The 15,757-nt window shown below is 43.8% G+C and carries 12 protein-coding genes and 1 tRNA gene; 10 read left to right on the top strand and 3 right to left on the bottom strand.

Annotated elements, in window-relative coordinates; genetic code table 11:
• Positions 1-1,421: 1,421 nt before the first annotated feature.
• From ACWNM1_RS05885 to ACWNM1_RS05865, 5 genes are all read left to right on the top strand, one after another.
• Entirely contained in the window at positions 1,422-2,015 is a 594-nt protein-coding gene (locus ACWNM1_RS05885; protein WP_449600273.1) for a TetR/AcrR family transcriptional regulator, read from the top strand.
• Between the two features lie 26 nt (positions 2,016-2,041).
• Complete coding sequence (locus ACWNM1_RS05880) at positions 2,042-2,974, top strand: dimethylarginine dimethylaminohydrolase family protein (RefSeq protein WP_449600272.1); 933 nt, start codon at positions 2,042-2,044, stop codon at positions 2,972-2,974.
• 51 nt (positions 2,975-3,025) lie between these two features.
• On the top strand, positions 3,026-3,928 hold the full coding sequence (locus ACWNM1_RS05875) for a cation transporter (RefSeq protein WP_449600271.1): 903 nt from the start codon (positions 3,026-3,028) through the stop codon (positions 3,926-3,928).
• Positions 3,929-4,115: 187 nt separating this feature from the next.
• On the top strand, positions 4,116-4,622 hold the full coding sequence (locus tag ACWNM1_RS05870; protein WP_449600270.1) for a recombinase zinc beta ribbon domain-containing protein: 507 nt from the start codon (positions 4,116-4,118) through the stop codon (positions 4,620-4,622).
• Positions 4,623-4,746: 124 nt separating this feature from the next.
• Positions 4,747-4,819: transfer RNA gene (locus ACWNM1_RS05865), tRNA-Lys, on the top strand.
• A gap of 173 nt (positions 4,820-4,992) precedes the next feature.
• On the opposite strand, the gene ACWNM1_RS05860 is transcribed toward ACWNM1_RS05865, so the two are convergent.
• From ACWNM1_RS05860 to ACWNM1_RS05850, 3 genes are read right to left on the bottom strand one after another with little or no spacing between them, the layout of a single operon-like run.
• Positions 4,993-5,751, bottom strand: coding sequence for an ABC transporter ATP-binding protein (locus ACWNM1_RS05860; protein ID WP_449600269.1), 759 nt, complete (start codon positions 5,749-5,751; stop codon positions 4,993-4,995).
• Between the two features lie 4 nt (positions 5,752-5,755).
• Entirely contained in the window at positions 5,756-8,077 is a 2,322-nt protein-coding gene (locus ACWNM1_RS05855) for an ABC transporter permease (RefSeq protein ID WP_449600268.1), read from the bottom strand.
• Between the two features lie 46 nt (positions 8,078-8,123).
• A complete protein-coding gene (locus ACWNM1_RS05850; protein ID WP_449600267.1) occupies positions 8,124-8,753 on the bottom strand; it encodes a TetR/AcrR family transcriptional regulator in 630 nt (209 codons plus the stop codon).
• A gap of 346 nt (positions 8,754-9,099) precedes the next feature.
• Here ACWNM1_RS05850 and ACWNM1_RS05845 point away from each other — a divergent pair, with 346 nt between their 5' ends.
• The 5 genes from ACWNM1_RS05845 to ACWNM1_RS05825 all read left to right on the top strand — a co-directional run bounded on the left by ACWNM1_RS05845 (position 9,100) and on the right by ACWNM1_RS05825 (position 15,721).
• On the top strand, positions 9,100-10,881 hold the full coding sequence (locus ACWNM1_RS05845; RefSeq protein WP_449600266.1) for a sensor histidine kinase: 1,782 nt from the start codon (positions 9,100-9,102) through the stop codon (positions 10,879-10,881).
• Between the two features lie 36 nt (positions 10,882-10,917).
• A complete protein-coding gene (locus ACWNM1_RS05840) occupies positions 10,918-12,462 on the top strand; it encodes a response regulator transcription factor (RefSeq protein WP_449600265.1) in 1,545 nt (514 codons plus the stop codon).
• Positions 12,463-12,606: 144 nt separating this feature from the next.
• Positions 12,607-13,899 (top strand): extracellular solute-binding protein, encoded by a 1,293-nt coding sequence (locus ACWNM1_RS05835; protein WP_449600374.1) that lies wholly within the window; start codon positions 12,607-12,609, stop codon positions 13,897-13,899.
• Positions 13,900-13,931: 32 nt separating this feature from the next.
• Complete coding sequence (locus ACWNM1_RS05830) at positions 13,932-14,804, top strand: carbohydrate ABC transporter permease (RefSeq protein ID WP_449600264.1); 873 nt, start codon at positions 13,932-13,934, stop codon at positions 14,802-14,804.
• A gap of 56 nt (positions 14,805-14,860) precedes the next feature.
• Positions 14,861-15,721, top strand: a complete 861-nt coding sequence (locus ACWNM1_RS05825; protein WP_445671635.1) for a carbohydrate ABC transporter permease — start codon at positions 14,861-14,863, stop codon at positions 15,719-15,721.
• Positions 15,722-15,757: the final 36 nt, after the last annotated feature.

Here is a 15,757-nt window from a genome sequence, read left to right as displayed (position 1 = left end):
CAACGAACTTGTTGCTGAAGGCGATGGATTTGAAAAAGATCGTGATAATATGAACGGTTTAATGTATTTTATGTACCGGAGAAATGTCACAGGAAAGCAGATCTTCTAATATCGTATCTAATAATATGAAATGGAAACCAAGGTATGGCTAACAGTTAGATGAATAGAGTGGTTTTCATTTACGTAAATAAGTAACATGTTAAAATAAAAAAATGTTTCAACAATACTTTCACTTCATCGCACTACAAATTTGTGTAATAACACGATGTTCAAGTTTCGAGGGGGGATTGTTTTGTATGATTATTTAATTAATAAAGGGAACCATTTATATAAAAATAAAACGGTTAAGGGTACTCCTGATTCGTACAAATTTTATAAGGACAGGATGACAAATGGCCTGCTGGAGGGGAATCAATAGACTTGTGCAAGCAGCCAAACGAAAAGCCGAGACTACAGAAACGTTCAAAACCTGATTGCTATGGTTTACATGACCGCTAACAAACTTCGGCTTCCAATGCTTTTAGCACGTAGTTCCTAAATCCGTCTTTACCCATCCAGTAGAGCGAAGAGCCTATTTTAATGTATAGGGGGCTGCCGTCATACAATACACTTGAATTTTCTAATGTTAAGTATAGTGAAGTTTCTCATGCAGTTAATCTAAACTGCGAAAGTACTCATTATTGCTAAATGTATAGTATTTATGAAGTAAGCGTCAAACACACCCCACCTTTGAAACGTGGAATGGCTGTGAGATAATCCTCTTTGTTAGCTTGGGCGAAGGTGGTACAAATGCAAGCGCACACAATCAAACCGCTATGCATCGGGATATTCCCGTTGCATAGCGGTTTGATTGTGTTATGGAAGTTGTCCAGTTCTGCTAAGCTTGAACTGCAGGTGAAAAAAGTCCAAGTAGGAAATACTCCGCTCTTTTTTCGTAATCAATCGTTTCTCTCAGCTTTCTCATGTTCCTTTTTAAGTTGTCTTAGCGCTCTGAAGCAATCGTTTTATTATTATACAACAGTGATCCAGCCAGGAAGGTCACGATTCCCCATGTGGCCAAAATGCCTCTCCACCAAGTCCTGTGCCGTACATCATGCTCTCCTCGGCATTAGAAACTTCCAAGAGACTTTTCTGAACCATCTGACTTTTGATGAAATTAGAAGTCTAATAGGAATGAAATAAGTACGGCCCGCTCAGTGATGGCGTAGGTCAATAAGAGCGGGAAACTCCTGATACATAGGACCTGATCTTACCTGATTCGACAAACTTACGAAGATGATTTATGTCTTTTTCGATATTCGATGCTTTCATTTGACACCGGAAGAAGAATTATGTACAATTCAACTACCGAACGGTAGGTAGTGTGATCCCAGCGGTGCAATGTCAAGTAGGTGAAATATCGTTATACGAGGAGGGTGTATATGTCGGCAGCAGATCGAGTAAAGCTGCAAGCTATGAAACTATTTTCGCTTCATGGGTATGAAGGAACGTCTATGGAGTCTATAGCGGGTCAGGTGGGCATACGAAAGGCTTCCTTGTATTCTCACTTTAAAGGCAAGGAGCAGCTATTTCTGGCTATTGTGGACGACTTGGTTGAAAAGAATCGGAAAGTCCTGCATCAGTTAGCTGAAGAGATTGAAGCAATGAGTACTAAGGAAAAGCTTTATGCTGTTTTCCGGCATCTTAGCTACTATCCTCTGGAAAAAGATCAAACCTTGGAATTTGATTTCTTTAGAAGAATGGTCTTTTTTCCGCCGATATCTTTAAAGCTGCTGTTGCTAGAAAAGGTCTCTGTCTACGACCAGCAATTGAAAAATTTGCTTGCCTCTATTTTTAAAGAGGGTGCTGCTAATCGTGTGATTCGAAACAGCAACTTATCTGATTTACTGGCTGCCTTTATTTGTAACGCAGACGGTGTCATGATGCAGATTCATTATTGCTCGAATGAAGAATACATTCGCGTTGCACAATCTGCCTGGAATGTTTTTTGGACGGGAATCAGCACATCATGTTAAAAGAATCGCAAAGGGGATGCTAGGCAATGAGTGAAATCCATATTGTCAATGAGTATGGCCGATTAAGAGAAGTGATATTGGGTGTGGCTCCTTCGCTCTATTTTCCAGGCATGCATGATATTGAAGCAGAGGATGAAAGCCCTTGGTGGAAAAAAGCACTGACTAACTTTATCTATCCCATGGTGAAGGGAAAGGCCGTTCCCCGCTTCCTTGTACGAAAGTATCAGAAGGAGCTTGCCGATCTCAAGCAGGTTCTATCCAGCTATGGGGTTCGGGTATTGCACCCTGAAGAAGTGAAAATCAGATCGGAAGAACCAGCGGGCCTTGGACAAATGTATGCTCGTGATTCAGTCTTATGTGTAAACGACTTAATGGTTGCGGCCAACTTGCAAATTGAAATGAGGCAAAAGGAGCTGCGCGGGTTTCATCCCATCCTCAGCTCGTTTAGGCAAGGCGGCGCTAAGGTGGAGACGATCTCGGCTCCATCAGAGATTTACTTGGAGGGCGGAGATGTAATAGTCGATCTTCCCTATGTGTATGTGGGAGTGGGCAAATATGCAAGTAATGAAAAAGGAGTACAGTGGCTGCAAGAAAAACTGGGCTCGAATGTACAGGTTATTCCCGTACGATTACAGAATGAAGGCATTCTGCATCTGGATTGCTGTATGACATTGATTGGAGAAAAGCAAGGGATTATTCATCGTGAATCATTGCAAGATCCTTTACCTTATCCATTAAACACCTATGATTTTATTGAAGTGGACGGGAAGACGCGCTCCGAGATGGGTACCAACATTTTAATGCTGGGTCCCAAGAACATTATCGTTCAAAAAAGGCACGAGTCGTTGCAACAGCATCTCAAGGAACGCGGGTTTACGGTGGCCCCGATAGATTTTACCTGGCATGCCCGTCTGGACGGAGCCTTCCGCTGCGCAACCTGCCCGATTTACAGGGAATAGAGAGACTTCAACAAAGCTTCAGACGGGACAGCCTTTGCAGGAGGTTTTGGTATGAATCAAAAGATAACTGAACAACGAGCATTGAAAGTAAACGTTATGATTAATATCGTCATGGCGATCTCAGCATTTTGGGCTTATGCAAGCACCAGTATACAAGCTATTTTCTTGGATGCCGGATTTTCTTTGATTGTCGCGTTATCCAGCGTGATGGCGATTTTCATTTCTAGGTACAGTAATAAAAGAAGCAAGGTATTCCCCAATGGACAGTACATGTATGAACCACTGTACGCTATGTTCAAATCCTTGGTAACACTGATCCTTTTGATGATCTCAACCATAAGCAGTATACAACTTTTGACTACATTCCTGAGAACGGGGACAGCGAGCAAGATCAACATTGTTCCGGTCATTCCGTATATCCTATTGATGATTGCCTTAAGCTTTGGGCTTTCCTTCTATGCCAAATATCAAAATAAGAAAATAAATCAAGCCAGCACGATATTGGCTGCTGATTCGAAAATGGCGTTTGTAGATGGACTTATGGCTGCAGGGGTAGGGTTGGGAGTTTTGCTGTTTTTGTTTATTGATGAAAATGGGCCGTTTTCTTTCTTGTTGTATACGGGAGACTCACTGATCACGCTTATATTGGTACTGTTTGCATTGAAAAGGCCGCTTCTGCTTCTAAAAGAGAGTTTTATCGAACTAGTGGGTGGCGTTACGACGGATATAAAAATTATAAAAGAGATTGAGCAGACTCTTCACAGGAACTTGCCTGAGGACACACAATTAAAGAACTGCCAAATTCGTAAAACGGGTATGAGCTATCATATTTCTGTGAATCTGACATGCTCATCTGAAACCATTAAGTTGAGCGAATTTAGAAAAAGCAAAGTACAAATAGAAGATGAATTATCCGCCAAGTATACCAACCTGAACGTTAGCTTTGTATTTTAAACGGATCATGACGTCGTGCTAACGGGCTAAGCTTCTGACCTTTTTTTTCTGCGACAGAAAGATTAACTAGCAGGAATTTCCGAAAACTGTTTGTCGAAGGTATATAGGTCAGTATTTATTGAAGGGGTTGACCTAAATCCTTCAGAAAAATAGATTAGCTACGCTTGACCCCATATCCAAGCGTAGATTGGATAATCGTGGCGAAGAGGATCAATATTACATCAAGAATCATCACGAGCCAATCTTAAGTGAAGACATTTTTGAAAAAGCCCAAGATATTTTGTACAGACGAGGAAAGCCGCGTGGGAAACTTGAAAAAGGCGGTGAACGCGAAAAGTTCAGTCGGAAGTTTACGTTAAGTTGCAAGCTTGAATGTGGATTCTGCGAAAAAAACTATTCCCGCAGAAGCTGGAATAGCAAAACAACTTACGCAAAGGTCATTTGGCAATGTGTCTCATTCTCGAAAAAAGGAAAGAAATATTATCCCCATAGCAAAGGCATTGAGGAAAACATAATTGAGGGCGCTTTTGTCGAAACGTACAATCGGGTCTGCGGCAATCAAAAGCAATTTCGTAGTGTGCTTCAAAGCAATACTGTCCTTTCTAAATTTGATCGCAATGTATTCGAAAGTGTCATTGAAAAAGTTATATTGGGAGAAGAACAGGAAGACGGTAGCGTAGAGCCGTATCAATAAACCTTTGTATTCAAAACCGGCTTAAAGAGCAGTATTCAAGGCAAGGGGGGAATGAAAAACCCAAAAAAACTGGCAGCGATGAGGTCAGGGGTTCGATCCCCCTTGGCTCCACCAAACATCATATGGACTCTTAGCTCAGTTGGTAGAGCAGTAGATTCTTAATCTATTTATCCAGGGTTCGAGCCCCTGAGAGTCCATCTAAAGAAACGGCGGAAATGCCGTTTCTTTGTTATTTTGGAAATTAAACAATGTTAACTAATGTGGATATCTCCTATGAAAAAGGTGGGAGGATAAGCGTGAAGAACTAGGAGATGTGGAAGAAAAGAGGAGTCAACCGGCAGGTTCTTAAAGATCATTTTCATGTCATGGCTTATATCTCTAATTCCCACATTTTCATAGTAACTTTCTCGACCCTGCTATCCATATCAGTCCCGTCAAACTTTGGAAGGTTCAGTTCGCTTACGATTTTTCCGTCACTCATAAATATAATGCGTTCCGTCCGCGCCGCAACCTTTGCATCGTGAGTTACAAGCATAACTGCAGTACCGTCTGCGTTAATTTCAGAAAAAATATCCATAATCTCCTGCGCCGATTTTGAGTTGAGCGAGCCCGTAGGCTCGTCGCCAAATATAATCTTCGGGCTGTTCATAAGCGAGCGGCATATTCCCGCACGTTGAAGCTGACCTCCCGAAACCTGTGTAATATCTCGCTTTTCAAGCCCCGCAATGCCTACCCTTTTCATAAGTGCTCTTGCCTTCTCTGAAATTTTTGCTGCGTTATTTCTGTTGTCACGCATGGACGAAAGAATGATGTTGTCGAGGATATTTAGATTTTTCAGCATAGTCGGTTGTTGAAAGACAAATCCCATTTTTGTTCTACGAAGATCTGAAAGCTCATTCTCAGAGGCCGACGATAATTCCCTGCTGTCAAAAACAACCTTTCCTCCGTCAGCCTTGTCCATTCCACTCAACACAAACATCAGCGTCGATTTTCCCGAGCCAGAAGGGCCCATAACCGCAACGAACTGGCCATCGTTTATTTCAACGGACACTTCATCAAGAACAATACGTTGTTCATCGCCTTCGCCGAAAGACTTTACAATATGATCACCGATAATAATCTTATTCATCTCTCTACTCCTTTATATGGTCGGATATTTTTATTTGTCCCGCGCCTGATGTGCCAATCATGGTTGCGATAAGGACTGAGCCTATCATCATTAGCGGACTAAACAGATACGCCGAAAGAGGAGTAACCGTAAAATTAAACGACGACGCTCCAAACGAAGAAATAACCAAGCCCGCAAGCATCTCACCGAGAGTGTTTGCCAGTAGTGTGCCGAGAACAATTCCGACAATTAGAACGAATACCGTCCGCGAAACATACTGCCACTTAATATCCGAGTTTGTAAAACCGAATGCTTTCATTAGGGCAATAGAATATCGGTCCTTTACCACAAGCATCTTCATAAATAACAATGTAACTAGTACCGTTATAATTAGTGCAACAGCGACCGCGGCGTAGGCAGCCATTTCGACGGAGCTTATTGTCGAGCCAAAGGTCTGTGTAATAAATTCATCAATGTCTGAAATCTTAGCAAAATCAAATTTGTCTGCATACTCCGCAACCTTTGCGTCAACAAGGGATTTATCCAAAAGTTCAGCGCTGACAGTGCTCCACATAATGTCCGGCGAATGGTCGGTAAAAATAGCCTTTGCTGTTTTGCCGCCGTTCGTAATGTCGGAATAGATTCCGCTTACCGTGAGATTTTTCTCCTTTCCCTCCATCACCAGCGTAATGATATCACCAACCTTTTTGCTCATCTCATTGGCGTATATAGTCGAAAGCGCAATATCGTCAAATGCAACGGGTTTGTTGCCCTCGGAATATTCGATAGGAAATATCGAATGGTCGCCGAGTTCAATTTTAATATTTTCCTCTGATCCGTCTTCCGTTTTTGCCTTGAATGATTTTGTTGTAAGGATGGCAAACCTTGAAATGGCTTGATCATTTTTCACTGCCTCTACGATTTCCACAACTTTTTCCGAGATATTATCGATATTGCCGGACAACTGTATGCGTAGATCGTAGTTTCCAATCCCCATATAACTGATGAAGCTCTTCGAGGAAATCGTGCTGTACAGATTCTGCGGAACAATCATGATAAATGCCGAAATCACCAGCACAGCTAGCATTGTGGAGTAAAGCTTTTTCCTTGAGAGAACATCTTTGATACCGAGAAAAATATTTGTGTTAAACAGTCTGTTTCCGCTTAAGGTAAAACGCTTAGCACCCGTGTTTTTGTCCTGGGAAGTGCCAAAGCGTATGGCTTCCGCGGCAGAAATTGTTCGAAAGCGTTTTAGCACTCCGTTAACATAGACCATAATGGCAAGGAATACTAGCAATATGCCGATGACTCCTAAAGCTACAGAAAAAGAAGAATGTTCACTTTCTCCCATATAAAGCCGTATATTTTCGAGAAGCATACCTTTGAAAACAAACGAAAGAGAAAAACCGAGAATAGAGCCTGCAGCCGCAAGCACCGCGTATTTCGCCAGATAAATCTTCTTGATGTCAGAGACACGCAGTCCTATAGCTTTCATAACACCAATTTCACGATAATCATCTTCAATTTTCGCAAGAAGTGTAAAGCGTATGCACATGAACGTGATAGTAACGACAAGCAAGCTTACCAGAAGGATAACCCCAATCATTAGCCCGTTGGAAATTGCATTCATCATTCTAAAAAGCGAATACGTAACTGTCGGCCCATTCATTTCAAGTCCTGCGGAGGTATATGCGGTTTCAAATGCGCCTATCCCCGACATATCTTTTAATCTGAACTCAATCAGATACTCTGTATTTCCAAGGTTTTTTATTTCCGCATAGTCTTTGCTGCTTACAAGAAATCGCTTTGAGGCAGAAAGCGAAGAATTCATTGTCGAATCGCGTAGAAACCCCTCAACGGTAAATTCTTTGCCGCTAATTACGGCCTTGTCACCGATCTTTGCAGTGTTATCTTTCATATAAGTTATCGGAACATAAATCTCGCCGTCAGATACGTTGATGATGTTACCGTCCAGATCAAGAAGATAATCGAATTTTTCGCTCTGTACGCTTAAACCGTTGTCCTGAACGCTGTGCGCAAGCGAATTATCACCTATTATAATCCGCGCGCCATCAATGTTCAGAAATTCTACCACTTGAAACTCATCGATGTTGGTGTTTTGTTCCGCAAAAGCCGTAAGCCGCGCAGTATCAATCTCACCCGAATGCATCTGCATAAAATGTGGAGTTTTCGCTTGTGTCATTAGCGTGTCCAACGCGCCAGAAAGATTGACGACGAGTATCGCTGCGAGTGAAACAAGCATGGCTGAGGCAGCGACAAATATCATTGTTGTTAGCGATATCGCTTTGCTCTTTAAAATGTCATTACGAATTATCCTATAATACATAATCCACCTCTGAATGAAGGATTTCCTGATTTATTCGTTGCTTCAACTATCCACGGCCAAACATCTGCATTACGTCTGTAAGACTTCCACTTTTAACACCCAACAATCTTTCTACATTGAAAACAAAGGCCTGTATGCGTGAAGCACGCTCCTCGTTCGTTAAATGAACCATATCATCATCAAAAACGGTATTCGCATAGATCACAACCATTTCCATGCATTCATACGGATACGGTGTGTGGAACAGTCTCTGCTGGATGCCCTCGTGGATGATTTCTGTGAGTATCGGTGTAACGCCATTGATAATGACCTTTTCTATTTTTTGATGCATAAGTGCGTTTTGCGGCTTGTGAATATGCTCCATAATTTCCTTGCTGCTTCCGCCGCTTAAGTTCAGTGCCATAACAACGCGAATAATGCGCTCGACTACAGGTATGCTCTTGTCTGCTGCAATTTCCTGAGCCGCACCTAAAAGACGGACACTATACCGCTCAATCAGCGCGTCCATAATATCTTCCTTCGACTTGAAGTGATGGTATAATGTTCCTCGCGCGATTCCGACCTTTTCGAGGATATCGTTTGTACTTGTACCGTCAAAGCCCTTCTGACTGAAAAGCTCCTCAGCTGCGTCAATTATTTCGTTCCTGCGTTCCTCTGCTTCTTTTACAACTCGCATCTTTACAACTCCTCAATTATCGACCGACTGTCTGTCTGTGTTCATATCGCTTTAATAATAACACTTTTTTCCACTGTGTTGTCAAGAAGACATTTTAAATCATCAGGGAAGATCAACCCGTCACACCAAAGAATATGCCCGATCTTTATGCCAAAAGCTGCAGTACCTGGACGATGTCATGGTGTATTGACGGCCTCAAGACCAGACAATGCTTCATCAAGTCAACAATAGACTCTAGTCGGGACGAGCGACTTAGGTTATCATGAAAGCGCAAACATGTTTTCTGGAAGTCTTGAAAGCTACAATTTAGCAACAGAGCATAAAGGTAATCTGAACGGAGGATAAGATGGAAAACTGGTTGGGTAAATCGTTAAAGCAGAAGCTGAGCTTGTTGATTATTATTTCGGTATTGGTACCGGTGTTGTCTCTGGGACTGTTCTCCTATTATATTGCTGAAAGCTTAACAGAGGAGAAAGCGAAAAGTTCAGGCATGAACACGCTTCGGCAAATTGGGGCCTATTTGGAAAATATGGTGAGCGATGTAGAGAATCTATCACTATTTCTCATCGGCCACCCTGATGTCCAAAGCTATTTGAAAACACCGGAACACGATTTGCTAAAGCAAACCTCGATCGTTAATTTACTTACAACATTATCGATTTCCAAACCATATATCGCCAATGTCATAATTGAATCGAATGAAGATAATAAGCCGTCGGTTTCCTTCAGATCTGTCCTCGAATCAGAATGGACCGATATTCAGAGCGAGTATCCCAGTTATTATGAGGAATTTCCAAAATGGTGGTCTCCTGTGCATCACTTCGTTACGTCGGACGGTAAAGAGGATGTCATTACGATGTCGCGGCCGATTCGCAGCACATCAAAATATTACAGTATCGGCATGCTTAAAATTAGCTTGACACAATCAGTTATCTCTAGCCATTTAAAGCAGGCTGGATTAGAGGGTGAAGGCGTCGCTTTGCTGTTGGATGGACAAAATCGGATATTGGCTGGACCGGAAGGGTACGCGACTAACAAGAGCTTGAACGATTATTTTCCCGGAATAGTTGATTTCAAGAGCAAGTCGGGGTCGTTTGATTACGGAGAAGCAGAGGAGCGGAGTACAGTACTGTACTATCAGATGCCGAATGTTAACTGGAGGCTTGTAGGCATCATTCCGGCAAAAGCTTACAGAGCGCAGAACCAGTATTTTTTAACGTTAACTGCAATTGCAGTCAGCATTTCCATGCTCTTTGTCATCGCGTTCGTCCTTGTACTTATTCAAAAGGTGACGAAGCCGTTGTCTGCATTAACGAATTTTCTTAGGAATTCCAGCCCGGACGAGCCGCTGCCTACGCTGCCTGTCACATCGATCGATGAGGTTGGACAACTGATTATTAGCTATAATCGGATGAGCTCGCGAATTATTAATCTAACCGATGAGGTGAAGCACAACGAGGCGTTGAAGAAGGAAGCGGACATGTCGGCTCTTCAAGCTCAGATCAATCCGCATTTTCTATACAATACGTTATCGTCAGTCCACTGGATGGCGCTAATGAAGGGAGACGAAAAAATTGCGGATATGGTTGGCTCATTGAGTGATTTTCTTCGTTTCAGCTTAAATAAAGGACAGGAATATTGTGCAATCAGCCAAGAAATTTTGCATGTAGATCATTATGTGAAGATCCAGTCTATTCGATATCCAGATAAATTTGATTACGAGGCGAATATTCCGGCGGAGTTGCTCGATATGAGAATGCTGAAGTTGCTGCTCCAGCCGCTAATTGAAAATGCGATGATTCATGGCATTTTGAAAAGAGAGGGTAAAGGAAGCATTATCGTTAAAGCGGTGTCAGTGGGAGAGCGTATTACGTTTATCGTTCAGGATGACGGTGTCGGCATGAGCAGGGAAAGATTGGAGCTGTTGAGGGAGAAGGTAAGTGCAAACTTGGGCATTGATCCACTGAAGAATAATGACTCGGCAGGTAGCAGCTACGGATTGCGCAACGTGCATAATCGGCTGCAGCTTCATTATGGGCATGAAGCTGGATTGCGGATCGAAAGCGTAGAAGGAAGCGGCACTAAAGTTAGTTTTACGATTATACCGCTCCAATCAGAAATCAAATAGGCTGCAACCTTTGTGGGAAGGAAGGAGAATGTGCACATGAAGCTTTTAATTGTAGATGACGAAGTCATTATTAGGACCGGCCTTAGCACGGTTATTAAATGGGAAGAGAATGGCATTGAGCTGCTCGCGCCGGCTGCTTCTGCAGAGGAAGCGCTGATGCGCATTCCGATAGAGTGTCCTGACATCATTTTAACCGATATTCGGATGACGGGAATGACGGGATTGGAATTGTCTCGCGAGGTTAAGCGGAATTTTCCTTACATTGAAATTGTTATATTGTCTGGATTCGATGATTTCGCATATGCACAGCAAGCGGTGCGGGAAGGAATAAGTGATTATTTGCTTAAAAATAGCCGTCCTGGCGATATCATGACTGCGGTTATGCGCGTGAAACAGCGTATCGTCAGCAGAAGGGAGGCTGTGCTTCAAGAAGCCATCCATCAAACGGCATTCCGTTGGAAGCAGCTAGATCGGTTTCTTCGCGGGGACAATCTCCTGACGGAGCGTGAAAGTGAGGAACTGTTGATCTATTATCCTGAGCTGAGGCTCGGATCGGATATGGAGAAGCTAGAGCTATGGCTAGTGACATCAGCGTCTCCACTGACAATGAAGGAGGAGATGGAAAGCGAAATGAATGAGGCGGCTGCGATGATTAGGGATTCACTTGGCTGTGTCATTCTGGATTGGGAATATGGATGGCTGCTTATTTTCCGCAGGGGGCAGCCGGGTGCGAAGCGATTGGTTAAGGCGTCGATGGAGCGGGCGGAGCGCGTTTATAGCCAGCCTTTTTTTGCAGCATGCGGTGTATGGGCCAGCAATTTGGCAGAACTGAGGGAGTCACTTCGCACCGCCGAATATACTACCTCATTCCGCTGGCTGGCAGAGGAAGTAAGAATGCTGGTTTATGAAGATATTAAAGACCGGAAAGGAATGCGGACCGTTTGTACGGAAGAAGTGGAGAGTAAGTTGACTGCCGTTCTGAGAAGCGGTAGCCGAGAAGTCGTACAGCAGTGGATTAAAAGTGAACTGGCGAGCATTAGGCAGGATACGGAAGCGACGCCAAGTTCCGTTCAAGCGTATTTGCATTCGTTGATCGTTGGGGGGTATCGCTGGTTAGAGCGTGCAGCAGCATCTGTGGGTCAATCGATGCCGAAGCTTCCGCAGCTTGAGCAGTTGGACATGAAGCTGCTTACAACGTATCCAGAAGAAATACTGGAGCAGATGCTGCTTGCAATCCATGCCCAGTATGAACGATTAAACGGCAGCAGGAATGAAGCCATTGACCGAACTGTAGCCTATATACGCGAGCATCTTGCTGACAGCTTGTCTTTGGCGCAGGTAGCGGCAAGCGTACATATGAATCCAAACTATTTTAGCAAGCTGTTTAAACAGGAAACAGGTAAAAACTATATTGAGTATGTAACGGAAGCGAGAATGGAATGGGCTAGCCGTTTGTTGAAGGAAACGCCGGCGAAGGTAAGCGAGATCGCTAGGCGGGTAGGTTACGAGGATATGAAGCATTTTAACCAGCTTTTTAAGCGGTACAGTGGCGAAACCCCTTCGCAATATCGATCAAGATGAATTGACGAAGGTGAAAATATCCCCCGTAAGCGCTTAATTATCCCCCCTACGACTTATCGTCTGTCTTATCTATACTAGGGTTATTACTAAAGGGGGAATATTTGAATGAAGAAGAGACTTGCGTTTGTAACGACAATTATCTTGATGATTGCCCTTTTGGCAACCGCTTGCAACAATAGCGGAAACAAAGAGCAGAGCAATGAAGGGAACAAAGGCTCTGAAGAAAAGACGAAAATTTCAATATGGCATAACTTCGCAGGTGACGACCTTCGTGCCAAAGCGGTTAGAGATCTAATCGACAAGTATAAAGAAGAACATCCAGACGTTGAAGTAGACGCGCAAGCGATCCCGGTTGATGGTTACCGTCAACGCCTAAGCACAGTGGCCGCAGCAAATGAAATGCCAGACGTATTTTTCGTCTATGCGGGTAGCCAATCCCAAGAGTTCTACGATGCCGACAAGCTTCAACCGATTACAGAGCTGATGGATAAATACCCTGAATGGAAGAACAATTTCTTGGCAGGGGCATTCGACCGCTATGAGTTTGAAAAAGGACAAATTTTCACAGCGCCGATCGGGATGTCAGCAACTTCGTTCATGTATTATAACAAAGACCTTTTCGAGAAGCATAGTGTAAAAGTACCGACAACTTGGGAAGAGATGATGACTGCAATTAAAACATTCAACGATAACGGCATTACGCCAATTGCCCTCGGCAATAAAGCACCATGGGTTGCACAATCGACGATTATCGGTTCGTTGGCTGACCGCGTGACGGGTACGGACTGGTTCTTGAAAGCTGCAGCTCAAGATGGAGCGTCTTTTACAGATCCTGTGTTCATTGACGCTTTGGGCAAGTTCAAAGAGCTCGTTGACAATAAAGCGTTTCAAGATGGCGCAAACAGCATTGACAACACGCAAGCAGAGCAATACTTCATTCAAGGCAAGGCAGCTATGATGATTAACGGCGCATGGTCGCTTACAAATCTTGCAGCATCCTCAACGCCTGAGCAATTGGCACCTATCGAAGTTACGACAATGCCTGGCATAGAAGGTGGAGCAGGCAAAGCGAATACACTGTCCGGCGGCGCTGGCGCTGGCTTCGCGCTTAACAAAAATACAGAAGGTGCACAAAAGCAGGCAGCGCTTGATCTGATCTACGCAGTAAGCGGACCGGACGGCCAAAAGGCGATCGCAGAAAGCAACTCGATGGTTATGTACAAAGTAGAACTGGATAAGTCGAAAGTAAGCCCGCTTTACTTCAAAGCTTACGAATTGGCTGTGAATTCTGAAATTACACCGGTATATGACGCCTATTTATCTGCTGAAGCAGGCGAAGTGATTAACAACGGTCTTCAAGAGCTTATGATGGGTGGTAAGCCGGAGGATGTTGCTAAAAAACTGCAGGATGCGCAAGCACGTTCGACTAAAAAGTAATCAGACAAAAGCAAGTAAAGGAGGCTGTCGCCATGCCTGCATCATTGCGCAGCAGAAGCTTCGTCATCATGGCGCTGCTTCCTGCACTACTCATCTTTATCGTCTTTGCGATCGTCCCGATTTTTTGGTCAGCGTACTACGGGTTCTTTGAGTGGAAGGGACTCGGTGCTGCCAAGTTTATCGGGTTGGATAATTATCGAATGATATTAGAGGATCCTGTATTCTGGAGAGCGCTGAAAAACAATCTGATCCTTGTTGTCTCGGCAGTAATAGGTCAAGTATCGGTCGCATTGCTGCTGTCATTGCTGCTGCTTAAGAACACGATGTTCAATCGCTTGATGCGCTCCGCCGTATTTCTCCCGATGGTGCTGTCTACAGTCGTTGTCGGCCTTATCTGGGGTTATATTTATCACCCGCAAATTGGTTTACTGAATCAATTATTGGAGACGCTGGGACTGGAATCTTGGACTCGATCTTGGCTAGACGATCCTAAAATCAATATGTTTGCCGTATCGATTCCGATTAACTGGGCAAATATCGGGCCATATCTTATCATTTTCATCGCTGCACTCCAAAATATATCTTCAGAAATTGATGATGCTTCGAAGATCGACGGGGCGATTGGTTGGAGGAAGTTATTTTTCGTAACGCTCCCGATGATTTGGGGAACAGTTGTTGTAACCATCGTACTATGCATATCTGGGAGCTTAAAGGCATTCGACCATGTTATCGTCATGACGCGTGGCGGTCCTGCACAATCTACAGAATTGCTCGCCACATATATGTACAATAACACCTTTACGGTATACCGTTACGGCTACGGCTCTGCGGTATCCACAATGATTATTCTGATTAGCGCCGTGCTCATTGGCCTAAATCACATCATCACGAAGAGACGCGGGTAATGGGCGGTCGGCTAATGTTAGCCCGGCCGATGAAGGAGTGAATCGCTATGCAAGTAATGATAAACGCTCGGTCGGAGAAGATGAGAGGCTCGCTGTTACGTAAGCCGATTTCCGGAATTGCGAAAATCATTCTGTTATTTTATGCCATAATTACATTGTATCCGCTATATTGGTTAGGAATAAGTGCATTCAAGTCGAATCAGGAATTTTTCAATCGTCCTTATTCCTGGCCGCAGCATTGGCAACTCGACAACATAACCCGGGCATGGGATCTCGGAAATATGGGTCGGGCGGTGCTTAACTCCACAGTAGTTACTATGTCAGCGCTACTGCTAACTATTGTGCTCGGCATGCTTGCTGCATATGTGCTTGCCCGATTCCCATTCAAGTGGAGTGGAGCTGTAAAAGGATTGTTCTTGCTCGGCATGCTCATTCCAATTCATAGCACACTCGTTCCATTGTTTATTTTCATGAACAAGCTCGGGATGCTGAATACGTACTGGTCACTCATTCTGCCTTATACGGCATTTGAATTACCAATTGCAATCTTCCTCGGAATGGCCTACATCGTATCTATTCCAAGAGAAGTAGAGGAAGCGGCGATGATCGACGGCAATGGCTGGTGGGGAATCTTCGGACGCATCATTTTCCCGCTGTCTCTGCCAATCGTGGCTACGATTACAATTCTTGCATTTTTAAGGTTTTGGAATGACTTCTCCTTCGCGCTCGTCTTTATTAATTCTCAAGCGCTGAAGACGCTGCCCCTCAGCTTGTCGCTCTTCTCCGACGGATTCGGAACGGACTACAGCTTAACAATGGGAGCGATGTTTATTGCTGCAATACCAACTATCGTCATCTTTTTGATCTTCCAAGAGCAAATTATGAAAGGTATGGTAGCAGGCTCGGTCAAAGGTTAACACCCTTGATCGAGTTTTTGGTGTAATTTTATACAT

The organism is Paenibacillus sp. Marseille-Q9583 (assembly GCF_976954365.1).
The sequence above is the reverse complement of the archived record's forward strand: the minus strand, read 5'-3'. Positions and strand labels throughout refer to the sequence as shown.